Below are 24,933 nucleotides of genomic sequence, written 5' to 3' on the forward strand. Positions count from 1 at the left end.
TACCTCAAACATTGAAAAGAGTCTTATTAGGCCATTATTCTATACTCATCTCTTTCTTGAGGCGCATCGTCGTACATTTTTCTCTTCCTTTAATATATTTTCCTATTAGCTCCTTCCAACTGGTAAGCAATATTTCTATACGCGACTTTTGAGGAGGTGATTACTTAGTAATATTGCATCCCGAAGTAAGTATTCTCTTAATAGGTCCTAAACTGAATGAAATTATTGAAGCATGTCAGTTGATAAACTAAAAAGAGTGGTGCAGTTTTTAGTTTAATTAATTTGTTTGAAGGGTGCTGTTATCTATGTATTTCAATAATTAGTACAACTGTTCCGTGGATGAAAGGGTTGTTTCATATTGGAATTGGGTGTGCAGTTTGCTTGTTTTGGCAGGAATCAATTTTCTTTAGGTGACTTTAAGAAATCGAGTAAAAAAAAGCGTAACCGTTAAGTTACGCGAAATGTTTCATGTTGGATTTTTACTAGTACTTAGATGCCATCACCATCTATATGAAGGCCGCATTCTCTGTTTAGGCCAAAGAAGCGAGTTTCTTCTTCTGTCATGCCGGGCTCTAGTTTTCGAGTGGTATGGACATCACCCATAGAGACATAACCTTGCTCCCAAAGAGGGTGGTATGGTAGTTCGTGCTTTGTCAGATATTGATAAACATCGCGATTATTCCAATCTATGATTGGGTAGAACTTTACAGTGCCACGGCTTAATTCAACAATATTTTTGTCTGCTCTGGTAGAAGATTGTGCTCTTCGTAAACCGCTATACCAAGTGCCTGCGTTGAGATCGTTTAAAGCACGAGTCATTGGCTCGACTTTGTTCAATTGATTATATTTTTTAATCCCTTGCTCATCTTGTTCCCAAAGTTTTCCATATTTAGCTTCTTGCCAAGCTGGGCTGTGCTCGGAACGATATACTTTTAGATTTAATGATAAACGCTCAGTTAGGGTGTCGATAAACTGATAGGTTTCCGGAAATAAGTAGCCAGTATCTGTTAGAACGACAGGGATATCTGATTGTTGGCTCGTGAGTAGGTGCAGCATAACTGCAGCTTGGATACCAAAACTAGATGATAGAAAATGGGTGTCCGGTAAGTTTTCTAACGCCCAAGCGACACGCTCTTCAGCTGTTTTTTCAACAAGCAGCGCGTTTGCCTCGGCCAATAATTCCTTTTGGCTTTGTGGGTCTAGCGTTAAAATATTTTTGAATGTATTCATTATCACAATCCAGTTCTCAGATTGCTGTGTGCAGTGCACACAGCATTGACTTATTATGCGTAAAAGTCAGTCTTGCTTACTTTTACTTCTGCCACAACGCCTGTTCGGATGACGAAATCACCAAAGCATTCGTCTTCATTACGTTGTGTTGCCCAGTTTCCAATTAATTGGTCTAACTCGGCGAGGATGACATCTTCACCCACATTTTCTTTATAAAGCTTAGGGATGCGCGTACCTTCTCTGTTGCCCCCTAAGTGGAAGTTATATTTACCCGGTCCCTTTCCGACAAGGCCTACTTCAGCAAGCATGGCGCGGCCACAGCCATTCGGGCAGCCGACAACACGAAGAATGATGTTGTCATTAGCAATACTATGCTTAACGAGTAAACCTTCGACTTTTTCGATTAAACTAGGCAAATAGCGCTCAGCTTCAGCCATTGCTAATGGGCAGGTTGGTAGTGACACACAAGCCATAGAATTGATTCGTTGTGGTGTGTGAGTATCATCAATTAAGCCGTGTTCACGAGCTATTTTTTCAATGATGTCTTTTTGATCTGCCGGCACACCTGCAATAATCAGGTTTTGGTTTGCAGTCATGCGGAAATCACCTTGGTGGATCTCTGCGATTTTGCGACAACCCGTTTTAAGCGGTTGATTTGGATAATCTAAAATACGGCCACTTTGGATAAACAAGGTTAAATGGAATTTACCATCGATACCTTCTACCCAGCCAATGCGATCACCACGAGAAGTGAACTCATAAGGGCGGCTTGCCTCAAATGTTACTCCTGCACGGGCTTCGACTTCGGCTTTAAATGCATCTGAGCCGAATGTATCAAGGGTATATTTTGTTTTTGCGTTTTTACGGTTAACACGGTTACCCCAATCACGTTGCACCGAGACTACGTGCTCTGCGATTTTCAACGTGTGTTCTAATGAAATAAAACCGAAGTCATCAGCTTTACGTGGGTACGTAGCGGTATCACCATGAGTCATGGCTAAACCACCACCGACTAGTACGTTGAAACCAATTAATTTCCCGTTATCTGCTATGGCAACAAAGTTTAAATCGTTAGCATGCACATCCACTTCATTATTGGGTGGGATCGTTACCGTCGTTTTAAACTTACGTGGTAAATAAGTCGAACCTAAAATGGGCTCTTCAGTTGTTTCGGCTTTTTCACCATTGAGCCAAATTTCAGCATACGCCTTGGTATGTGGGAGTAAGTGCTCAGAAATTTTTGTTGCCCACTCATACGCTTCTTGATGAAGTTCAGACTCAACAGGGTTGGTTGTGCATAAAACATTTCGGTTTACGTCACCGGCTGTTGCAATCGAATCAATGCCGACACTATTGAGCATTTGATGCATGTCTTTGATATTTGGCTTAAGCACACCGTGGAACTGAAAAGTTTGGCGAGTTGTTAAGCGAATACTGCCATAGCTTGTTTTATCATCAGCAAATTTATCAATCGCTAACCATTGTTCTGGTTTGATGATACCACCTGGCATACGCGCTCTGAGCATCACGTTATGAAGAGGCTCAAGCTTTTGTTTGGTGCGTTCAGGGCGAATATCACGATCATCTTGCTGATACATGCCGTGAAAGCGGATCAGTTGGAAGTTATCGGCAGTAAAACCCCCGGTGATTTCATCTTTTAAGTCTTGCTCAATAGTGCCGCGCAAAAAATTACTTTGTGTTTTTAAGCGTTCGTTGTCGGCAAATTTTGCATCTTTGTCATGTTTACTATTTGGCTTGCTCATTTTCTTTTCCTAGAATTCTTTACTGTGACGGTAGCGGATGTGTACAGAGCTTAGTACACATCTTTTTGGTAGCGATTGTTACTGCGCAAGTCTTTGAGGTATTGCTCTGCTTGTTCAGCATCTTTGCCGCCATGTTCGATAATGATATCGATTAATGCTTGATGGACATCTTTCGCCATACGATTTGCATCACCACAAATATAAAAATGCGCGCCTTGCTCTAGCCATGAAAATACTTGTTCACCTTGTTTGCGTAACTTGTCTTGCACGTAAACCTTTTGTGCTTGGTCTCGGCTAAAGGCTACGTCACACTGTGTTAATAAGCCTGATTTTAAATATGATTGAATTTCGACTTGATATAAAAAGTCTTGCGTGAAGTGAGGGTTACCAAAAAACAACCAGTTTTTACCTTCAGCGCCTTGGCTGTCTCGCTCTTGCAAAAATGCACGGAAAGGGGCAATCCCTGTACCCGGGCCAACCATAATGATTGGTGTTTCTGGGTTGGCTGGTAATCTGAAGTTATCATTGTGCTCAACAAATACTTTCACTTTACTGCCTTCCTCGGCGCGATGCGCTAAGTATCCAGAGCATCCACCTAAATGTTGGCTACCAAAAATATCAAATTCAACCACTCCGACAGTTAGGTGTACTTCCTCTTCTACTTCTGACTGACTTGAGGCGATTGAATATAAGCGAGCTTGAAGTTTACGTGCGCAGTCAGCTAATGATTGTGCATCAATCGTTGCTGGATATTGACGAATAATGTCGAAAATCTGACGAGGCTCAATGAATTCACGCATTGCAGCTTTATCTTCGGTGAGCGCTAAAAGCTCTGCGTTGTTAGTTGCTTGCGCATACTTTTCTACAAAACCAGGGTAAGACTGAGTCAGTTCTAATTTTTCGATTAGCGCATCACGAAGTGTGAGTGTTTCTGCTGCGAGCGTCACTTCTGATGCTGCTGAGTTGCCAGTCAGTGCAATGATTTCGTCGACTAAGGTTTCATCATTTAAAAAGTAAACCCCAAGGGCATCACCAGCTGTGTAAGTGAGGCCTGACTCTTCCAATGAAATTTCGACATGGCGAACATCTTTGGTTGAATCACGTCCTGTAATTTTTTGAACAACAGATAGCTCTGCAGCAAATGGGTTTTGTTTGTTGTACTGGCTTGTGGTCGCTGCGCCACCCAAAGTCGCCATAGGAATAACTTGCGCACTTGATTGTGCACTTAGTTCCGGTTCGAAAGCATCTAGAGCTGAATTAATCCATTGAGTTGCTAATGCATCGTAATCAACATCTAAATCAGCACGTTCGAGAATAACGTCAGCCCCAAGTTTTTGTAAGCGTTGTTCAAAGTCGATAGCTGTCTGGCAGAAAAACTCATAACTTGAATCACCCAACCCTAACACGGCTACTTTAACACCCTCTAATTTAGGTGCTTTCTTAGAGGCAAGAAACTCATGGAGGTTCTCAGCGTCTTCTGGGGGCTCACCCTCACCATATGTTGATACAACAACAGTTAGGTACTTTTCTTTTTTCAGGTTATTTGGTTTGTAATCAGCCATGTTTACAAGGTTGACAGCCAGACCGCGAGATTGCGCTTGATCTTTTAATTGTGTTGCAACACTTTTTGCATTTCCGGTTTGAGAGCCATATAAAATAGTCAATGAAGCGGCTTCACCTGCTTGTACCGCCGCTCCTGGGGTGGTTGCACCTAAAATTGCAGAGTTGGCATTTGCAGTTAAATAACCACTGACCCAAGCTTGTTGAATTGGATTTAGTTCAGCCACTAATCCTTGAAGCTTTTGCACTTGCTCTTGTGTAAGCGGACTTGCCGCAGCTGATAGTTGACCTAACAACATTGTAGATACCCCATAAACCTGAAAAGACCCGTGTTGCTTACAGTAAAAACAACAAAGATTAAAAATTGTGTTACCAATTTTGCTCGCGCTTAAAGCGATGAGCAAAAGGATAATCCTGAGTGTGAAGAATACTCCTGACTGGGTGATACAAAAAATAATAGAAAGTGCTTTGATATTCTTTTTTGGAATGAAAGAGCTGTATTTTTATAAAATATGGTTTAAAAACAATCCACGAAGATGATTGTATATAAATTATTCTAGTTGCTGTGATGTGAGCTCATAAAAAAAACTAAATTTCAGTGTGTTATCTATTTTCGAAGGTTTAATTAAAATAAACACTCTAATGTGTGTTTTTTGTTAATTATTGTAATATATAATTAACATTGAACATCTATAGTTGCTGTTCAAATGAGAAAAATAACCTCAAATTTAATTAGTTTAAGGATTGTCAGGTGAGAATAAATAAAAAAATAGCATTAACTATTTTGTGCGCGGCAGGTTTTTCTGCCCAGGCAGATGTCGTTAATGGTGGTTTTGAGTCTTGGCAAGGAAGTCGTGCAGCCGGTTGGGACACCATTGATTCAGGCATTGTTGTTACGCAGCAAAGTAATATTGTTAAAGTGGGTTCGTCATCTGCGCAGGTGACGGTGAACACCGCTAGTCAAGCATCGACTGATTTATTGCAAACAGTTGATGTGATTGCAGGGCAAACTTATGCTTTTTCTACTTGGGTTTATCATACTGAAGGAGCTGTTAAAGCACGGTTAATCGTTGATGGCTATCAAGGTTACTCTGATGAACATAGCGTAAATCAATGGCAACAAATTCAATATGCCTACACAGCAACATCATCAAAAAAAATCACTGTGGGTTTACGTTTTTATGATGTAACCGGGTTTGATGGAAGCGAAATTGTTTATGTAGATGATTTTCAGCCGAGTGCGACGCCTCCTCCAACAGACAACAACCAGTGCACTGAAGATAATGCCACGCTTTCGCTAACCACAGACAATTATGGCAGTGAAACGAGCTGGTCATTAACAGGTTCGGCTGGCGAAGTCGCATCTGCAACAGGGTTGTCTAATAATACGCTTTATACAAAAAGCTATTGTTTACTTCCTGGTGAATACACTTTCACCATTAATGATGCTTACGGCGACGGTATTTGCTGCACGTATGGTCAAGGATCTTATCAAATAACCGTTGCAAATAATGTGGTGGTATCGGGAGCCAGTTTTGGGCGCAGTGAATCTAAAACATTTACCATTGCTGCAACATCACCAGGTAATGGCGGAGGCACTCCTCCAACAGATCTTGAGACTTATTATACCCCTGTGACTGGTTTAACAGGCTTTGATCTTAAAACTGGGCTTTACAATATTATTGCTGGCCACAATGCACAAGGTTATGGCGCAATTTGGGGATTTTATGAGCTACATGCGCTGGATAAATACTATGAAAATGATGGTTCTATTTTAGATATTTATTCTGAAAAGCCACAAGGTACTGATTCATATAATTATATAAAAGTGAGTAATCAATGCGGCAGCTATAGTGGTGAAGGTGGTTGCTATAACCGCGAGCACTCATTCCCGAAAAGTTGGTTTGGTGGACAAGTGGAGCCAATGAATTCAGATATTCATCATATTTTCGCAACGGATGGATTTGTTAACTCTAAACGCAGTAGTTTTCCATACGGTGAAGTAGGTGCGGCTACGTTCACATCTTCTAATGGTAGCCAGTTAGGACAAGCTGTGAGTACTTTAGGTTTTTCAGGTACTGTATTTGAACCAATTGATGAATTTAAAGGAGATCTTGCGCGTGCGTATTTTTATATGGCTACTCGCTATGAGAATGTGATTGCTGGCTGGCAAAGTAATAGTAGTTATGGTGATGCAATATTAAACGGCAGCAGTGATAAAGTCTTTGAAAATTGGCATATAACTATGTTGTTACGCTGGCATCAGCAAGATCCAGTGAGTCAAAAGGAAATTGATCGCAATAATGCCGCATTTGAACATCAAGGAAATCGCAATCCATTTATTGATCATCCTGAATTTGCGACCATGATTTGGCAGTAAAGATGTAAAAAAGAACGCCCCTTATTGACTGTACAAGTCATAAGCGGCTTTTTTATAAGCTTGATTTAACGAGCGAGCGGATAAATTGTAATTTCCATTCCAGCGCCAATCGCAGAAATTCGCAGTAGCGTGTTATCACTTAATGCTTGATTGAAGCATTTCGGTGAAGTGCCAGATTCAAATCCAATATCAAAGGTGCGTTTTGAACAGGTTAACCACTGTTTCAGTGCCGCACGGGAGCATGATTCAATCAATTCGCATAAATGATTGATGGTTTTATCAGGAGTACTATTTGAGAGCTTAGCTTCAATACGTGCAACTTGTTGATATTCATCGTTATGATAGTGCAAGATGACGGCATGTTTTTTTAAATCATTAACTAAGACACTAATATCGTGTTTTGATTCGAGTTCGAGATCGACATTTAAAAATTGAATTTCTGACATGTTGGCCGTTATTAGTGAAAATGGGTTAAAAGTGATAAGCGGTTACTCTAACCCAAGTTGGACTTAACCTCTAGTGTAGAAGGTTTTTTGTTAATAGTTTTCGATGTTTAATGATGGCTTATGGTAGTCTTTAAAATCGAAAAAGTAATCACTAAACAAACGATATGAATAAACGCCTTTTTAAACGCGCTCGCACCTTACACAAATGGCTTGGCTACTTACTGGGTTTGCAAATCTTTTTTTGGTTATTAGGTGGCTTAGTGATGAGTGCGATTCCATTAGAGATGGTGCATGGAAAGCATTTAGCTCAAAGAGAAATCAACCATTCATTTACTGCAGATAATTTCCCAGCCTCACTCGATAACATTATTGCTAATCTCGGTGATATTCGCTCAATATCCTATGGTGGGGTGCTCGCAAAGCCAGTTTATAAAATTGAAACTTCCGATGGGCAGCTCATTTTTAATGCCGTAACAGGTGAGCAATTAGCGTTGCCATCAAAGCAAGAGATTCAACAACTTGCAGAGCTGCATTATTTAGGAAGCGGTAAAATACTCAAGGCGCAGCTCCTTGATGAAGGCCCAAGAGAAGTCGGTTATCGAAAAGATATATGGCAAGTGATTTTTGATGATGCAGTTACTACAACCCTTTATTTCTCCAAGCAAAGCGGCCAGATAATAACAGTGCGCAGTACAATTTGGCGCATATTTGATTTCTTTTGGATGCTCCATATTATGGATTATGAAGACCGCGAGGATTTTAACAATCCACTCTTAATTAGTTTTTCAGTTGTAGCGGTTTTATTCTGTTTAAGTGGCATCTTGATGTTATTTCAAGGAGGGTTAAGCAAGCGAACACGTTTGTTTGCGCTGTTTCGAAAAGTTAAGGTCAGAAATAACTAAGGTGACAACGAAAAAATAGCGACAGATATTTCCTAAACTCCCATGCAAGACAAGTTGCGCCCTCTCAAAATCCAAGAGCTAATGATAGGGTGCAGAAAAAATCAAATCTTAAAGAAAAATATTCCCAGAACATCACCAACCACAGTAATTACATCAGCTGCAATTGTCAGTAATACTTACTTTATGGGGGTCGTTTAATCATTGAACTATCTTTATTTACGTTTTTTCAAGAGGCTCGTTGCTAGATCAAAAATAACTGTATGCAGATTTTTAAGCAAAATATAAAAAGTTTTCTATGCTTAAGCTAAGTCAAAATTTTTATAGTAAAAACAATGCCTATTAAAGCTCAGCAAAATCCAGAAATCAGTTGTTTTGTTATTGTGGCGACAGTCGTTGCACAGCTCGATGTTATTTTAGTTGAGGCGAAGAACTTGTCATTAACTGCTAAGAATGCCCGTGTAGTTGCCATTCGAGCGGGTCAATCTGCGCTAGGCTTTAAATCTATCACTAATTTTATTGATGAGTTTTCAGCTCGAACCATTAAGACCACTCAAGATATCCATAACCACTCTCATTTATTATTTAAACTCGCGTTAGAGCAATTGCGCGCCTCTCAGTTTAAAAATCATATGGGTCGAGCGAATGAATTAACCGATGGAAAAAACGCAAAAATTAAACAAATTAATCATTTAGCGAATAGTCAATTAAGGGAATGCTGGTCTCATTTAGGAAGTGAGATGCAATCATTAACATCACAGTTTGAGGAAATTCGCCAGCAAATGCGGGCTGCAGAATATATTGCGGTGACATCGCGAGTTGAAGCATCGCAGGCGGGCGAATACTGCGACAGTTTAGAATCGGTTTCTGATTATATTGCCTCAGCGGCACTGAGAATAAAAACAGCAATTACGATTAACTTAAATACCCTCTCACAATTACAACGGATCATTAAATGAAATCAAGTGTTCTCTATCAAGGTAAGCATCATAAATGGATTGTTTTTGCACGAGATCCGGCTAAGCCTGAAAAAATAATCGATACTAATCAATACCTCATCGTTAACGATAAAGAGTCTGTGTTACTTGATCCAGGTGGTATTGAATTGTTTTCGCCTATGCTTGCAGGAGTGTTAAGTCATATCGAGTTAGATAAATTAACGACTTTATTTGCCTCACATCAAGATCCTGACATCATTTCATCGCTTGGGTTGTGGGATAAAACCATTCCGAATGCCAAACTCTATGCTCCTTGGTTATGGGAAGAGTTTATTAGGCATTTTGGCATGGAAAACATTCAGTTTATGCCAATAAAAGACGAAGGCGGCGACTTTATGCTCGGCAGCACTAGCTTAAAGTTCATCCCTGCGCATTATTTACACTCTTCAGGGAATTTTAATGTTTATGATCCTGAAGCAAAAATCTTAATGAGTGGCGATTTAGGGGCTGCACTTGAGTCTACTAAAGCCCCTATGTTTGTTGACGATTTTGCTAAGCACATTCCAAAAATGGAGTATTTCCACAAGCGTTGGATGCCATCAAATCGTGCCAAAATGAACTGGATTGCGCGCGTACGTGAACTCGATATTGAGATGATGGCGCCTCAGCATGGCCGAATTTTTAAAGGAGACAGTGTTGGGGAGTTTTTAGCTTGGTTTGAAAAGTTGGATGTCGGTTCGGCTGTTTAATCTTGCTTTTAGTGGGCTATTTTTGCATTGTGCCACTTTATCACATGATAAAGTGGCTTTTTTATTTAGGTGGGTCGTTAATGTTATCAAAAATACTCGGGTTATTATTGTTGGTGAGCTGCGCAGGTCAGGCTGAACAACTCGCTAAAGCTGAGCGCTTGTACGACTTTGATCATAAAGTTCATTACTCACTGACGGCTTATTCAGAACAAGAGTTTTTGCTTGAAATAGACGCAGATACGTACACGCATTTTGCTAATCAAAGTGTCTTTTTATTACGTCAGGCATCAGTGTTGTGCAAAGAGCAGCCATTTGCCCTTAAAGTCATATCGGGGGTGCAAGAGTACCGTGCGCTCCCAACTGAGCCTAGGGCGTATCAAGCGCCTTTAACTGTTCAGCTGCGCTGTGAATTAAAGGCGAATAAATAAAGACCTAATCTTTGTAGCCCCACGGCGCAGGTGGTGCCTGTACTGGTTGAGTGAGGTCAAAATCAACTCGAAACTCTCGGCCTTCTCGAGTCAGACGATAAGTGAATTTTTCAGGGTAAATATACATGTGCCATGTATTCCCAGTCGATTGTGGAATGCCAGAAGCAACAAACAGCTCTTTTGAATAGTGGTCTGCAGGAAATGATTGAGCCTGAGGCCAACCAGCATCGACAGTGTGTCCACCGTACATGGTTGATTTATCATCTTCGCCATTCTTCATTCTATGATCATGCTTAAGAGAGAGCCCAGAACCTGTTTTAGTTATTATCCAAGTACGAGAAGCATTATCACCAACATGAAAAGGTATTTGTAGCTCTGAATCGGTACAACGCCTGACGTGCATGACTAGTTTCTTTTCACTAAAAGCACTATCAGCACTGTTCCCTTCGGTCACTTTTCCGCTAAAAGCTTTGCCACACAGTACACTTAGTTTGTCAAAAAATTGATCTTGGGTTGGAATGGAAACAAGAGGAGCTTGCGCAAATGCGCTGTGTCCCCAAAGTAAGCAGCTTGCAGTGGCGATAGTCGATATTTTCATTGTGCACTCTATTGGCTAATTTAAATCACTAGCATAATTTGTTTTTTTGACAGCGCAAGGCTTCTTCGATGAATCACTAATAGCGCGAAATGCAAATGTGTTTCATTTGTTAAATAAATGATATTTAAATGATTTATTTATCAATTTAAGAAAATTTTATTTTAGTTTATCACTGTGCTGCCGATAATAGGTTCAGTGGTTATGTTACACATAACAGCCCTGAAAAGGATCTAGTCACCGCATCGGGATCTGCGATCAACGAGAGTACCTCTATGTTCAAAGCGTTAACAATAAAAAGAAAACTACAACTATTAGCTCTAATGGCGATGACATCGCTTTTATGTTTGTCATTGTTAAATTTATATATTGCCAATAAAAAACAAGTTATTGCCGATGCCAAAGATCAATTATCTCTGATTGAAAGTGCAGTGACTGATTCACTAAGAATCGAAGTGGCATTTTTAGCTAAACCTGACCCTAAATATTTACCACAAATGGAAGAGGTGGTGAACCACGCATTAAAAACCAATGCCAACCTACAGCAAGTGATTAATCAATTGGATTATCGCTCTGGTAAATTTGACTCTATTTCACAGGCATTCAATGACTTGTTAAGTAATTTTGAGCAAATGAGTCATGCCATGGAGCAGTACGGATACGATCAAAACCAAGGATTGCGAGGTGAGCTCCGAAGTAAAGTTCATGAGTTGGAGGCATTGGCACAGCAGAATCAAGATGATAAAGCGTTGGTGCTGTTATTGCAGATCCGCCGCAGCGAAAAAGATTTTATTATTCGCGGTCAAAGTAAGTATCTAGATAAAGTAGCAAGTGGTGTTAAAGCGCTCAAAACCTATATGCAACAATCGGGTCACCGTAATCTCAAAGCGATAGATCAATATTTGATTGCATTTATGAAAGCGAGTGAGCAATACAATCATCTCGGGTATAAAAACACAGACTCAGGATTGAAAAGTGAGTTAGATAAAATACAACAGCGCCTAGATGATACGGTTGAAGCGCTGGTGGCGGAGTTGCATCAAGTACAAGTGTCAGAATACAACGATGCTCAAACGCTGCAGTGGTCATTTAGTATGCTGATGGCGGTTATCTTATTAACACTTTTATTACTGGTCATTCGTTCGATCACCAATAGTATTGATAGTGCAATAACCGATATTGCCAAGGTGACACAAACTGGTGATTTACGTTTAACCATTACTCAGCACAGTCAAGATGAGATTGGGCAATTAGCGCGCTCAGTGAATGAGTTGTTAGGAAAGTTTTTATCGGTAATTCGCTCTATTCATAGTGCTGTTGATATCGTCAATACTGAATCAACACGTGTGGCAATGAGTGTCGATCAAAGTGGTCAGCAATTAGTGCAGCAAAAAATGGAAGTTGAAACAGTCGCCAGTGCTGTGACTGAAATGGGGGCGGTTGCTCATGATATAGCCATCAATGCAGAGCAAACAGCCAAACGTGTTGATGCGGTATCAACTAACGCACAAAGTGGGCAGGTTCAAGTGCAGTCAACTATTTCAGCCATGACTGCGTTGAGTTCTCAATTAGTCGAATCAGCTAAACAAGTGTATTTATTGCAGGACAAAAGTAATGCCATCAATGCCGTGTTAACGGTAATCAAAGGAATTGCCGAGCAAACCAACTTATTAGCGTTAAATGCAGCTATTGAAGCTGCAAGAGCCGGTGAGCAAGGCCGAGGTTTTGCTGTTGTCGCGGATGAAGTGCGCTCTCTTGCTGTTAAGACCCAAGAATCGACAGCAGAAATCACGGATATAATTAATGAGCTGCAAGCTAGTACATCAAATATTGTCGGTAGCATTGACCAATGTAAACAGCAGGGGCTGTTAACTGCAGAACAAACTGAGTTGGCTGGTGCGGCGTTTTCCGACATTATTGCCGATATCCAAGAAGTATCCGATATGACCTCGACTATTGCTGTTGCGGTTGAGCAACAATCGACTGTTGCGCAAGAAATAAACCTCAATATTGTGCGAATTAGCGATTACGCAGACGAACTTGCCAATAATTCCCAGCAAAATGCTCAGGCCTCTGCACAAGTCTCTGAGCAAGCACATCAATTAGATGATGCAATCAGTTGGTTTAAGAGTTAATAAATTCCAGAACTCTGGATAATAAACCTCTCAACCAGAGCTGAGGTTATAGAGCTACAAAGAAAGTATGAAATCGCCACTCTTAAGTGGCGTTTCTGTTTAAAGTCTTATATTTTAATAGATTACTGAATAACATTTGGAATGAATATGGCTGATTTTTCTTCACACCAAGCAGGAACGTTTTGTTGGTCTGAGTTGTGCACACACAATTGGCAGCAAGGTAAAGAGTTTTATACTACTTTGTTTGGCTGGGGGGTCGATGACCAGCCTATAGGACCCGATTTGTTTTACACTATGCTGCAAAAAGAAGGGGCAGATATTGCAGCTATGTACCAAATGGAAGCGACAAGGATAGAGCTTGATCTTCCTAGTCATTGGTTAAGTTATGTCGCCGTTGATGATGTTGACGTGGTTACAGCAAAAGCGCAAGCATTAGGTGCCAGATTGATTCACGGCCCTCATGCAGTGGGCGATGCGGGTAAAATGGCTTTATTTGAAGAGCCACAAGGAGCTGTTTTCGCTATTTGGCAAGGTATGGCTCACCCAGGTGCGCGAAAGTTACACGAACCAAGCACTGTGTGTTGGACTGAGCTTGCCACGAAAAATGCTGAACAAAGTCGTGCTTTCTATTGCCAATTATTTGATTGGGAATCACATGTCGAAGATATGGAAGGCATGCTTTATACCCAATTTAAAATCGCCGGTCAGCCTGTCGCGGGTATGCTAGAGATGAACGATGAATGGGGAGATATCCCCGCGCATTGGATGACTTACTTTGCTGTAGACAACTGTGACGCAATGGCAGATCAAGCAACTCAATTAGGGGGCATAGTTTGCGTTCCGCCTACCTCAATAAAAAATGTTGGTCGGTTTAGTGTGATTACCGATCCACAAGGGGCCGTTTTTTCAATTATTGAATTAGAAACGCCGCAATAGCTTGTGTTGGCACAATTCGCCCTTATGTTAAAAGGTGTAACAGTAGTTACACCTTTTTTATTTCAATTTATAAGGACTTAATATGTCTGCACATGTAGTTATCACCGGAGCAAATCGTGGGATTGGACTGAGCTTTTGTCAGCATTATTTAGCAAAAGGATATGAGGTGACAGCGGTTGTGCGAGAAGCGTCTTCAGAGCTAAAAGCGCTAGCGCTTAATGTAATTGATGGCATTGATGTCAGTTTAGCTGAAGATGTTGCCTCGTTAACGCAACGACTTAATGGACGCAGTATTGATATTTTAATTAATAACGCAGGGATTTTTCATAATGAAACCCTCGCTGATATTGACTTTGATGCGATAGTAAAGCAATTGGAAATTAATAGCTTAGGTCCTATTCGTGTCACTGCTGCATTGCAAAAGAACTTAGTAGAAGGCGCGAAAGTTGCAATGATCACCAGTCGTATGGGATCGATAGCGGATAATACCTCGGGTGGGTATATCGGTTATCGAATGTCTAAAGCGGCTCTTAATGCAGCAAGCGTTAGCCTCGCACATGAACTTAAACCACGAGGCATTGCTGTAGCAATTTTACATCCCGGTTTTGTGCAAACACAGATGGTTGGCTTTGCAGGCGATATTTCTCCTCAAGAGGCATCGAGTCGATTAATTGCGCGTATTGATGAGTTAACTCTAGATACAACTGGTACTTTTTGGCATTCCAATGGTGAAGTTTTGCCTTGGTAGATCGTGATTCTATCGATTAACTACTGCCGCGAGTAAGTATTTGCTATGATCCGACTAACTTTGTTTATTCGGATCTTTTTTATGGAACTCGTTGCTGGAAACTTACTACGTTTACCTTTATTTATTTTAAATGACACGCTGGCTGAGCGTGACATAGAGCAACCTGACTTATGTATCGATATCACGTTAAATCAAGATTTAATTGATGAGTTATGTGTGAATCCCGATGTTGATAATAATGCGTGTTTATATCTTGATGATTATCAGCTAGAAGCCATCAACTCGGCATATCACGGGTTATTACAAGAGTCCCACGCTGCACAATTGCAAATTAGCCACGGCCCGTTAGTTGCTGCCATGCTCACAACTGATGACGAACGTGTCTTTGTTTCTCCACATATGGATTTTATGCCAACCTTTGACTTAGGTTTAGAAGGCGAGGAATAACAATGTTTAATCGTTTCGCGTTAGTGTGTTTGATCATCACGATGACAGGGTGCGCCCTGTATGGCGTGACGCAATTTGATACTCTTTATGGTGAGCCTGCGCCACAGTTAAGAATGACTCAGTCACACGATCGCGAAGCAATTCATTACCTCGATACCGTCAAACCTATTATAGAGAGTCGCTGTGTCGTATGTCATGGATGTTACGATGCCCCTTGCCAGTTAAAGCTATCTTCTCCAGAAGGCATTGATCGTGGCATCACAGAAGAACTAGTTTACGATGGTGCACGGTTACTCGCGGCGACTCCACAGCGACTATTCCTTGATGCGCATACTATAGAGCAATGGCGAGAACGGGGATTCAAACCGGTTTTAAATGAACATCTGCAACATCCGGACGTAAACTTAGCAGCCAGTGTCATGCATCAGTCATTGGTGTTAAAGCTGGCTCACCCTTTGCCTGAGCAAGCGGTGTTGGGTGATGAGTTTGATTTTTCTCTCGATCGTAATCAAAGTTGCCCTTCAGCAGAAGGTTATCAGCAGTTTGCACAAGATAATCCGTTGGCGGGGATGCCATACGGCTTTCCGGGGTTATCCCAACAAGAATTTAGCACTTTACAAGCTTGGCTGATGGATGGCGCTAAAATGGCGCAGATTAATGAACCCAGTGTGTTGGAGAGTGAGCAAGTTGCTCGATGGGAAGCATTTTTAAATCAGTCATCAAATAAACATCAGTTGATGGCTCGTTATATTTATGAGCATTGGTTTTTGGCCCATATTTATTTTGATGCTCAGCCTAATCGTAGCTTTTTCAAATTAGTCCGTTCAAAAACCCCACCAGGGCAGCCCATTGAGCAAATTAATACCTTACGTCCGATTGATGACCCTAAAGTGTCTCGGGTGTACTATCGTCTTCGCCACGATAAAAGTACTGTGCTGGCAAAGACGCATTTACCTTTGGCATTGAACGATAGTAAGTTAGCGCGTATTTACCAGCAATTTCTTGCTCCTGACTATCAGGTTGCTTCGTTGCCTAGCTATCGGCCAGAGATTAGCGCCAACCCTTTTAAGGTTTATGAAGCTATTCCTACATCAGCTAAATACCAATTTATGCTCGACGAAGCCCAACTTGTTATTATGGGTTTTATAAAAGGGCCTGTCTGTCGAGGGCAAGTTGCACTCAATGTGATTAATGATCATTTTTGGGTGTTTTTTGTTGATCCCGATAAAAGCAGTAAAGCAGATATAGGCCAATTCTTAGCTAAAAATCAAGATGTATTAACTTTACCTGCTCAAGATCAAAGTGCCGTCCTGCCAGTGGCCTCTTGGTTTAAATATGCTCAGGCTCAGTTAAAATACTTTTCAGCCAAGATGGATCTTATGAACACAGTATTCGAAGACACCAGTAAGTTAAATCTCGACTTAATATGGCAAGGTGAAGGGCATAATCACAATGCCGCCCTGACTATTTTTCGCCATTTCGATAGTGCGACCGTTACCAAAGGGTTGGTAGGTCAACCACCCAAAACAGCATGGGTTATCGATTATGCTTTGTTTGAACGTATTCACTATCTGCTGGTGGCGGGCTTTGATGTTTACGGAAATGTGGGTCACCAGCTTAATACCCGACTTTACATGGATTTTCTGCGTATTGAAGGCGAGCAAAATTTCTTAGCATTGCTTCCTGCCAATGTCCGAGAGCGCACCCATCAATACTGGTATCGAAATGCTACTCTGAGCTTTAATGAATATATGCAAGATAAAAATCGCTTCATTCAAGAGTCTGGGGTGGCGTATCAAACAGATGATCCACAAACGGAGTTATATACCAAACTCAAACAGCATCTTAAGCCAGTGTTATCGCAAACTCATGAGTTCACGCAAGATGACTTTAGTCAGCTCAGAGCGCTTGAGCAGGTATCAAGCCACAGTATGAGTCATTTACCTCAAGTCTCGTTTATATTGATTCCTGATAACGATAGTCACCGCGCGTATTCGATAATTAAGAATAATGCTCATTTCAATATTACTAGCTTATTAAATGAAGCATCTCAGCGCGCGTATGCTGAAGACACGTTAACAGTGGCTAGAGGTTTCATTGGTGATTACCCTGCCGTAATTTGGTATGTCGGTCCAAATGAAGTGTCTTCGTTCATTTCGCAGTTCAAGAATATAAAAACCTTGGCTGATTATCAGGTGCTCAAATCTCGTTTTGCGATTCGCCGTACCGATCCTGACTTTTGGAAATATAGTGACTTATTACATGATGTTGCGAAACAATATACCGGTGATGCCTTTGGTTTGTTCGATTACAATCGCTTTGAGAACCGATGACAATTAAAAAAGAATGTTCCGATAGCGGATGCTTATAGTTGTTGCTGACATAAAATTGCGGTAGCATTTGTAAATTAAATGTCAATTGAACACCCGCACACAGTGTTGGTTGATGATGAAAATGTTGCCAAAAACATTGTTGAGAATAAAAATGAAATATCTAATAGCGTTATTGTTGTTATTACCAACAATGAGCTTTGCTCAAAAACAATTAAATAAATGTGTAAGCCCAACAGGGGAAATACGATACACCACTCGCAGTTGTACTGCAGGTGAGCGCCAAATGGAAGTGGATCAGCAGCAATCTTTATTACAGTTCGCGCGCCGAGCAAAGTCTGTTGTTGAAGAAGTTAAAGATCCAATCGACAATCGTGACTTAACCTTCTTTTTAACTCAAAATTTCCCAGACTCGGATTGGCCTGAGAATGTGGAGCGCAGTTTTTTAGAAGGTAATGAGGCCGTTGTCGTGATGGACAGCTTTCGTTTACATAAATTGGAAGCGGTTTGTCATGCAACTATGGATTGGATCAATAATTACCCGCATCCACTATTTGATTTAAAAGCGATGCGTATTGAATTTAATACCGGAGAAACCTTTGCAGCTCGTTACGTCATTGTTGATGAATGTGATTTTGAACTGAGATAAGGCCTCTGGATATTTAAGACACAAAAAAGCACACATCAGTGTGCTTTTTTGTGTCTTCTGGTTTTATCAATCTTTCAACGAGCCACTGTAATTCAATTTACTTCAATTAAAGAGCTTGCGTATCTTTGATCATTTGTTGTGCAGCACTGAGAAGGACATCGTTGCTTAAACGTACTTTGTAATTAGGGTTAGTATATTGAAAGTGCACCATGGCACGTGTGTCGATTAAAAAGACTGCAGGCACAGGCAAGGCGACTTGAGTCTTCCCATCGATCCCGACAAAATTGACGCCAAGTTTATCTCGGTATATTTGCGCTGTTTTATCTTCTAGATAAAAAGCCAATCCCATTTTTTGACTAAAACTTAAGTCAATATCAGACAGTAATTGATAGCCTGCACCGAGCTTGCTGGTTTTTAAAACAGAGGGTTTTTCTGGCGAAATAGCAACGACTTGTAGCCCTAGCGCTTCAAGTTTACTGGTTATTTGCTGTAACCCCATTAATTGGCGACTGCAAAATGGACACCAACCACCGCGATACACAACCAGCACAGTTGGCTTTTTAGCGAAAAGGGAATCAGTAGAAAGCGCTTTGCCTTGCGGATTGAGTACCTGACTATTTGGTACTGTTAAACCCGGTAGCAGCGGACTGACTTGCTCTGCTGAGGCTTTAATATTAAACGCTTCAGCACTGAGGGTCAGAGGGCTAATAAACATCAAAATAGCTAAATAAATATATTTCATAATAGGTCTTATTTGTGAGTGTGGTGAATAAGAACGGAGTTTATGTAAAAAAATTTCACGTACTCTGACTTTCGAGTATGATGAGCCTTTCAGTTTCAAAATAGAGAATAGCGATGTCTGCAGATATTTCAAAATTAGCGACCATGCTTGAAATGCAAAATGCGATGAACACTAAAATTCATCCGCAGTGGTTCGAGCAGGGCTTTGAATGGTATCGAGCAATTTGGGTTGAATGTGCCGAAATGCTTGATCACTATGGTTGGAAATGGTGGAAAAAACAAACCCCCGATACCGATCAAGTCATCTTAGAGTTAGTGGACATCTTTCATTTTGGCATTGCGATGCGTATTGATGGTCAAACAAGTTATCACACTTTAGCAGAGCAACTCTTTGCTGATATTTCCCAACCGGTTGTTGCCGATGATTTTAAGCAAACATTAGAGTTATTAGCGGGCGCTGCTGTTATGGAAAAACGTTTTGATGCGGCCGCTTTTGCGGGTTGTATGCAACAAATTGGCATGAGTTTAGATGACTTATACCGAGGTTATGTGGGTAAGAATACGCTTAACTTTTTTCGTCAAGACCATGGCTATAAAGATGGTAGCTACATCAAGGTATGGAATGGCCAAGAAGATAACGAGCATTTAGTTGAAGTGGTGAAATCTCTTGATACTTCACACCCTGAGTTTGCAAAGCAAGTCTATCAGGGTTTAGAAGCCCGCTATCCAGCTTAATTGTAAAGGTTTAAGCGAATAAAAAAGGCTCTGAAAAGAGCCTTTTTAACATCTAACTTTTAGCGCTTATTTTTTAGTTTTTGCTTTGGCAAAGGCATCGGCAAAGGCATTACCAAACGCTGGGTTTGGCATCTCTTTTTTCGCTCTGGCAGGTTTACTGGCTGCATGATGCCCAGACTTTTTCGCTGGCGCAGATTGTCCCTTACTCTGCGGCGCAGGTAAGTCATCATTTAAACGCATCGTAAAGCTAATGCGATTACGAGATGCATCGACTTCAAGCACTTTGACTTTGACAATATCACCGGCTTTGACCACTTCACGTGGATCGGAAATAAACTTGTTGGTAATGGCCGATATGTGCACTAAACCATCTTGATGAACACCGACATCAACAAACGCACCAAAGTTAGCGACGTTTGATACGACACCCTCTAAGATCATGCCTGGTTTTAAATCGGATACTTTTTCCACGCCTTCTTTAAATGAGGCTGTTTTGAATTCAGGGCGAGGATCGCGCCCTGGTTTGTCGAGTTCACCAATAATATCGGTAATGGTAGGCACACCAAACTCTTCAGAGGTGAAGTCACCTGGATTCAGCGCTTTTAATACCTCACTGTTACCAATTAAAGCAGCCACTTCAACTTGGCTTGATTGAGCCATCTTTTTGACCACTGAGTAAGCTTCAGGATGCACAGCAGATGCATCTAGCGGATCTTTACCTTGATTGATACGCAAGAAACCAGCGGCTTGTTCAAAGGCTTTAGGACCTAAACGCTCTACTTTTTTGAGTTCGGTTCTGCTATTGAATTCACCATGCTCATCACGAAAGCGAACAATGTTTTGCGCTAAGGTTTTATTTAAACCTGACACACGGGTCAGTAATGGCACTGAGGCCATGTTGACGTTGACACCTACAGCGTTTACACAGTCTTCAACAACAGCAACTAAGCTTTGACCCAACTGGCTCTGTGACACATCGTGCTGATATTGGCCCACACCAATCGACTTAGGCTCAATTTTAACGAGTTCAGCAAGAGGATCTTGTAAGCGACGAGCAATGGAGACCGCCCCACGCAACGATACATCTAAATCAGGAAACTCGTTTGCTGCAAATTCAGAGGCTGAATATACTGACGCTCCGGCTTCGCTGACGACGATTTTATTGAGCTTTAAATCGGACTCAGCTTTGATGAGTTCAGCTACGAGTTTATCGGTTTCTCGAGAGCCAGTGCCGTTGCCAATCGCGACTAATTCAACCTTATGCTGACGGCAAATTTGTGCCAGTGTTCGTAATGACTTTTCCCAGTGATTTTGCGGTGCATGAGGGAAAATAGTGTTGGTAGCAAGTAATTTACCTGTTTGATCAACCACTGCAACTTTCACACCTGTACGTAAGCCAGGATCGAGTCCTAAGGTGGTTTTAGCACCGGCAGGTGCAGCCATCAGCAGGTCTTTTAAGTTTTTTGCAAATACATCAATCGCAGCCGTTTCTGCTTTTTCGCGCATGCTGGCTAAAAACTCATTTTCTAAATGCAGTTTTAGTTTAACTTTCCATGTCCATTGCACGACGGTCAGTAACCATGCACTGTTTGCGTTATTTTGAGTGTCGAGCTTAAAGTGTTGAGCAATCATGTTGCTGCATACTTCGTGCGGAGACTCAGACTGAGGATCAGGGTTGAGTTCTAAATTAATAAAACCTTCGTTACGGGCACGTAACATGGCCAATGCTCGGTGAGAAGGCACTTTACTAAGCAACTCGCTATGAGCAAAATAATCTTGATATTTAGAGGCTTCTTTTTCTTTACCTGCGATCAATTTGCTTTCAATAAATGCATGTTGTTTTAAGTGGGCGCGTAGTTTGGCAAGTAACTTGGCATCTTCAGCAAAGCGTTCCATTAAAATGAACTTAGCGCCATCAAGAGCTGCTTTTTCATCAGCAATACCAGCTTGAGTGTTGATGAAATCTCGAGCGGTCACATTAGGGTCAAGATCGTTGTTGCTGTAGAGCGTTTCAGCAAGTGGTGCTAACCCTGCTTCAATGGCTATTTGACCTTTAGTGCGGCGTTTTGGTTTATAAGGTAAATATAAGTCTTCTAATTCTGTTTTACTTTGCGCGCTTTGAATATCACTGGCTAAAGCATCGCTGAGCTTGCCTTGTTCGTTAATGGTATTGAGTATGAACTCTCTGCGTTCATTTAATTCTCTCAAATAACCTAAGCGTTGCTCTAATAAACGCAGTTGTGTGTCATCTAAGCCGCCGGTTACTTCTTTACGGTATCGAGCGATGAATGGCACCGTTGCACCTTCATCGAGTAATTTGGTGGCGGCAACGACTTGTTGTTGAGATGCGTTTAATTCGTGTGCTAGCTGCTGTGAGATTGTGGTCATTCATGAACCTTTTTTCAGTTTTCACTTGTTTCTTAAATCAATCAGATGAATTATTAGCACCAATTGATTGTAACTAATGGCCTGATTGTCTCTATTCACTATGAAGAAGTCCAATTATATCACACGAGAAGGCTATGATTGCCTTGAAAGAGAGCTGCGCTATTTGTGGAAAGAAGAGCGGCCACGGATCACTAAATCAGTGTCTGAAGCAGCAGCTTTAGGCGATCGTTCAGAAAATGCAGAATACATTTATGGTAAACGACGCTTGCGAGAAATCGACCGTCGCGTTCGTTTTCTAAATAAACGACTTGAAGAATTACAGGTTGTATATCCGTCACCTCAGCAAGAAGGAAAAGCGTATTTTGGTGCTTTTGTCACCGTTGAGAAAGATGCTGAAGAGGAGATTGAATATCAATTAGTTGGGCCTGATGAATTCGACTTGCGCCAAGGAAAATTAAGTATCGATTCGCCGTTTGCACGAGCGATTTTAGGTAAAAAAGTCGATGATGAATTTGAATTTAGTTCTGCTGCAGGCGTATCTGAATATTACATAGTGGCAATTCGTTATAAATAATCAGTACTTAAATAAGCGTAGGTTGAAACTTTGTGTAACAATCTTATCGCGAAAACACTTTCTTAATTTGTGCTATTTCTTTTATATTAAAATCATAACTTGAATAAGAATAAATAATTATGACTATGGGACATGAAACTACCAAAATTTTAGTTGTTGATGATGACATGCGTCTTCGCAGTCTATTAGAGCGCTATTTGGTTGAACAGGGATACATTGTTCGCTCAGCCGCTAATTCTGAACAGATGGATCGTTTGTTAGAGCGTGAGAATTTTCATTTGTTGGTCTTAGATTTAATGTTACCAGGGGAAGATGGCTTATCTATTTGTCGTCGCTTGAGACAAAAAGAGAATGACATTCCTATTGTGATGCTTACTGCAAAAGGTGATGAAGTCGATCGTATCATTGGCTTAGAGCTTGGTGCAGATGATTATATTCCAAAGCCGTTTAACCCTCGTGAATTACTCGCACGCATTAAAGCGATATTAAGACGTCGTTCTAAAGATGTGCCAGGAGCACCAACCGCAGAAGAAAACTTGATTACGTTTGGTGAGTTTACTTTAAATCTAGCGACCCGAGAAATGGGCAAAGGGGATGAAGTGATTTCGCTGACCAGTGGTGAGTTTGCGGTTCTAAAAGCCTTAGTAACACACCCAAGAGAGCCATTGAGTCGCGATAAGTTGATGAATTTGGCCCGAGGTCGCGATTACAGTGCACTTGAGCGCAGTATTGATGTGCAAGTATCGCGTTTGCGTCGAATGGTTGAGGTCGACCCTGCAAGCCCTCGATATATTCAAACCGTTTGGGGTTTAGGTTACGTATTTGTGCCTGACGGTGATAAATAACTCTGATTTTATTGATAAAGGTGAACTAAGGTTCACCTTTTTGCGTTCTACCACTTAATTTTTTAGTGATGATTCTATGCGAATATTTCCACGTAGTGCATTTGGGCAAACTGTTTTTTTAGTCGGCGCTTTACTGCTGATTAATCAGATTGTGTCTTACATATCAGTGACGTTTTATGTGGTCAAACCAACCATAGAGCAAGTTAATTTGATGCTCGCAAAGCAAGTTAAAACGGTGTTCATTGGAGTTGAAGATGGCGTTGAAGTTTCTGCGGATATTTCGCAAAAATTTTATGAGGCCACAGGTGTAGAAGTGCTCAGTGAGTACGATGCGATGCAGCAAGGGTTGGAGTTTGCATCAGAATACCCAATGTTGTCACGTATTATGACCGAGCAACTCGGTGGACAGTCGCATGTTCGTATTAGTCAATCAGATACATTGGTTTATTGGGTTGAGCCACCCCAAATGCCCGGTTATTGGGTGCGGGTGCCACTGATGGGATTTAAAGAAACTAATCTTGAGTTTTTGTCTTTTTATTTGGCGTGTATTGGTGTGCTCAGTGTGTTGGGTGGGTGGTTATTTGCAACCCACCTTAATCGGCCTTTGAAAGAGCTCCAGCAAGCTGCAATGAAAGTCGCTGTGGGGGATTTTTCTTCACAAGTAAAAGAACAAGGCTCAACAGAAGTCATTGAAGTAACAAAAGCCTTTAATCAAATGTCCCGAGGGATTGCAGCACTTGAAGAAGATCGACGCTTATTAATGGCGGGTGTGTCCCATGACTTACGAACGCCGCTAACCCGAATCCGTTTGGCGACAGAAATGATGGCTGAAAATGAAGATTATCTTCGTGATGGGATCATTGCAGATATCGAAGATATGAATGCGATTATTGATCAGTTTATTGAGTATTTGCGCCATCATAAGCTGGCTGACTTACAATCAGAGGATCTCAATGCGTTGGTAGCAGAAGTTATTAGCTCAGGGCAACAGCATCACCGAACGATCACTTCGGACCTCAATGACAGCATTGCGAATGTGCCGTTGAGTCATGTGGCCATTAAGCGTGTTATCACCAATATGATTGAAAATGCGTTGCGTTATTCTGATGGTGATATTCATGTTGTGACAGGGATTGAAAAAAACAAAAAATATGCGTTTGTCGCAGTGCAAGATAAAGGGCCTGGGATCCCAGAGAATGAGTTAGAGCGGGTTTTTCAGCCTTTCACACAAGGTGATTTAGCCCGAGGTAGTGAAGGCAGTGGTTTAGGCCTGGCAATCATTAAGCGGATTGTCGATATGCATCAGGGAAAAGTTACACTTAGAAACTTGCCAGAAGGTGGGTTAGAAGCAAAGGTGAGTTTTTTGTTTAAGCACTAAGTGATGTTTTTTATCAGGTCGAACAGAGTTTAATTGGAT

General features: G+C 41.2%; 22 protein-coding genes. 15 read left to right on the forward strand and 7 right to left on the reverse strand.

Going from position 1 to position 24,933, the window contains the following annotated elements; genetic code table 11:
- Positions 1-489: 489 nt before the first annotated feature.
- From PULV_RS12430 to PULV_RS12440, 3 genes are read right to left on the reverse strand one after another with little or no spacing between them, the layout of a single operon-like run.
- Positions 490-1,230, reverse strand: coding sequence for a phosphoadenylyl-sulfate reductase (locus PULV_RS12430; RefSeq protein WP_193331875.1), 741 nt, complete (start codon positions 1,228-1,230; stop codon positions 490-492).
- Between the two features lie 53 nt (positions 1,231-1,283).
- A complete protein-coding gene (gene cysI, locus PULV_RS12435) occupies positions 1,284-2,993 on the reverse strand; it encodes an assimilatory sulfite reductase (NADPH) hemoprotein subunit (RefSeq protein ID WP_193331876.1) in 1,710 nt (569 codons plus the stop codon).
- Between the two features lie 50 nt (positions 2,994-3,043).
- A complete protein-coding gene (locus PULV_RS12440; protein ID WP_193331877.1) occupies positions 3,044-4,852 on the reverse strand; it encodes an assimilatory sulfite reductase (NADPH) flavoprotein subunit in 1,809 nt (602 codons plus the stop codon).
- A gap of 452 nt (positions 4,853-5,304) precedes the next feature.
- On the opposite strand from PULV_RS12440, the gene PULV_RS12445 reads away from it, so the two are divergent.
- The gene (locus PULV_RS12445; protein WP_227009403.1) at positions 5,305-6,933 is read left to right on the forward strand and encodes an endonuclease; all 1,629 of its coding nucleotides are present in this window, start codon (positions 5,305-5,307) and stop codon (positions 6,931-6,933) included.
- Positions 6,934-6,998: 65 nt separating this feature from the next.
- Here PULV_RS12445 and PULV_RS12450 read toward each other — a convergent pair whose 3' ends face one another.
- Complete coding sequence (locus PULV_RS12450; protein ID WP_086744873.1) at positions 6,999-7,379, reverse strand: hypothetical protein; 381 nt, start codon at positions 7,377-7,379, stop codon at positions 6,999-7,001.
- Positions 7,380-7,543: 164 nt separating this feature from the next.
- On the opposite strand from PULV_RS12450, the gene PULV_RS12455 reads away from it, so the two are divergent.
- The 4 genes from PULV_RS12455 to PULV_RS12470 all read left to right on the forward strand — a co-directional run bounded on the left by PULV_RS12455 (position 7,544) and on the right by PULV_RS12470 (position 10,393).
- On the forward strand, positions 7,544-8,281 hold the full coding sequence (locus tag PULV_RS12455) for a hypothetical protein (RefSeq protein WP_086744872.1): 738 nt from the start codon (positions 7,544-7,546) through the stop codon (positions 8,279-8,281).
- Between the two features lie 332 nt (positions 8,282-8,613).
- The gene (locus PULV_RS12460; RefSeq protein WP_086744871.1) at positions 8,614-9,237 is read left to right on the forward strand and encodes a chemotaxis protein; all 624 of its coding nucleotides are present in this window, start codon (positions 8,614-8,616) and stop codon (positions 9,235-9,237) included.
- Positions 9,234-9,965: an oxygen-binding di-iron domain-containing protein gene (locus PULV_RS12465; RefSeq protein WP_086744870.1), complete on the forward strand. Its 732-nt coding sequence runs from the start codon at positions 9,234-9,236 to the stop codon at positions 9,963-9,965. The genes PULV_RS12460 and PULV_RS12465 overlap by 4 nt, the downstream gene beginning before the upstream one ends.
- A gap of 80 nt (positions 9,966-10,045) precedes the next feature.
- Positions 10,046-10,393 (forward strand): hypothetical protein, encoded by a 348-nt coding sequence (locus PULV_RS12470; protein ID WP_193331878.1) that lies wholly within the window; start codon positions 10,046-10,048, stop codon positions 10,391-10,393.
- 4 nt (positions 10,394-10,397) lie between these two features.
- Here the strand turns inward: PULV_RS12470 and PULV_RS12475 are convergent, their stop codons facing one another.
- Positions 10,398-10,991, reverse strand: coding sequence for a hypothetical protein (locus PULV_RS12475; RefSeq protein WP_086744868.1), 594 nt, complete (start codon positions 10,989-10,991; stop codon positions 10,398-10,400).
- Between the two features lie 272 nt (positions 10,992-11,263).
- Between PULV_RS12475 and PULV_RS12480 the strand changes: the two genes are divergently transcribed.
- The 6 genes from PULV_RS12480 (at position 11,264) to PULV_RS12505 (ending at position 18,233) form a co-directional block, all read left to right on the forward strand.
- The gene (locus PULV_RS12480; protein ID WP_193331879.1) at positions 11,264-13,123 is read left to right on the forward strand and encodes a methyl-accepting chemotaxis protein; all 1,860 of its coding nucleotides are present in this window, start codon (positions 11,264-11,266) and stop codon (positions 13,121-13,123) included.
- A gap of 147 nt (positions 13,124-13,270) precedes the next feature.
- Positions 13,271-14,059: a VOC family protein gene (locus PULV_RS12485; protein WP_086744866.1), complete on the forward strand. Its 789-nt coding sequence runs from the start codon at positions 13,271-13,273 to the stop codon at positions 14,057-14,059.
- A gap of 82 nt (positions 14,060-14,141) precedes the next feature.
- Positions 14,142-14,807 (forward strand): SDR family oxidoreductase, encoded by a 666-nt coding sequence (locus PULV_RS12490; RefSeq protein WP_193331880.1) that lies wholly within the window; start codon positions 14,142-14,144, stop codon positions 14,805-14,807.
- Positions 14,808-14,852: 45 nt separating this feature from the next.
- Positions 14,853-15,254 carry a hypothetical protein gene (locus PULV_RS12495; RefSeq protein ID WP_227009404.1) on the forward strand — a complete coding sequence of 134 codons (402 nt, stop codon included), beginning with the start codon at positions 14,853-14,855 and terminating at the stop codon, positions 15,252-15,254.
- A gap of 2 nt (positions 15,255-15,256) precedes the next feature.
- The gene (locus tag PULV_RS12500) at positions 15,257-17,587 is read left to right on the forward strand and encodes a fatty acid cis/trans isomerase (protein ID WP_193331881.1); all 2,331 of its coding nucleotides are present in this window, start codon (positions 15,257-15,259) and stop codon (positions 17,585-17,587) included.
- A 151-nt stretch (positions 17,588-17,738) separates the two neighbouring features.
- Positions 17,739-18,233, forward strand: coding sequence for a hypothetical protein (locus PULV_RS12505; protein ID WP_086744862.1), 495 nt, complete (start codon positions 17,739-17,741; stop codon positions 18,231-18,233).
- A gap of 106 nt (positions 18,234-18,339) precedes the next feature.
- On the opposite strand, the gene PULV_RS12510 is transcribed toward PULV_RS12505, so the two are convergent.
- On the reverse strand, positions 18,340-18,975 hold the full coding sequence (locus PULV_RS12510; RefSeq protein ID WP_086744861.1) for a peroxiredoxin-like family protein: 636 nt from the start codon (positions 18,973-18,975) through the stop codon (positions 18,340-18,342).
- Between the two features lie 113 nt (positions 18,976-19,088).
- On the opposite strand from PULV_RS12510, the gene PULV_RS12515 reads away from it, so the two are divergent.
- Positions 19,089-19,709, forward strand: a complete 621-nt coding sequence (locus PULV_RS12515; protein WP_086744860.1) for a dUTP diphosphatase — start codon at positions 19,089-19,091, stop codon at positions 19,707-19,709.
- A 66-nt stretch (positions 19,710-19,775) separates the two neighbouring features.
- Here the strand turns inward: PULV_RS12515 and PULV_RS12520 are convergent, their stop codons facing one another.
- Positions 19,776-22,097: a Tex family protein gene (locus PULV_RS12520; RefSeq protein ID WP_193331882.1), complete on the reverse strand. Its 2,322-nt coding sequence runs from the start codon at positions 22,095-22,097 to the stop codon at positions 19,776-19,778.
- 100 nt (positions 22,098-22,197) lie between these two features.
- Here PULV_RS12520 and greB point away from each other — a divergent pair, with 100 nt between their 5' ends.
- From greB to envZ, 3 genes are all read left to right on the forward strand, one after another.
- A complete protein-coding gene (greB, locus tag PULV_RS12525; protein ID WP_086744858.1) occupies positions 22,198-22,671 on the forward strand; it encodes a transcription elongation factor GreB in 474 nt (157 codons plus the stop codon).
- A 119-nt stretch (positions 22,672-22,790) separates the two neighbouring features.
- Entirely contained in the window at positions 22,791-23,516 is a 726-nt protein-coding gene (gene ompR, locus PULV_RS12530) for an osmolarity response regulator transcription factor OmpR (protein ID WP_140372860.1), read from the forward strand.
- Positions 23,517-23,592: 76 nt separating this feature from the next.
- Positions 23,593-24,894 carry a two-component system sensor histidine kinase EnvZ gene (envZ, locus tag PULV_RS12535; protein WP_086744857.1) on the forward strand — a complete coding sequence of 434 codons (1,302 nt, stop codon included), beginning with the start codon at positions 23,593-23,595 and terminating at the stop codon, positions 24,892-24,894.
- The last annotated feature ends 39 nt before the right edge of the window (positions 24,895-24,933 follow it).

Origin of the sequence: Pseudoalteromonas ulvae UL12, from assembly GCF_014925405.1 — a bacterium.
Lineage (GTDB): Bacteria > Pseudomonadota > Gammaproteobacteria > Enterobacterales > Alteromonadaceae > Pseudoalteromonas > Pseudoalteromonas ulvae.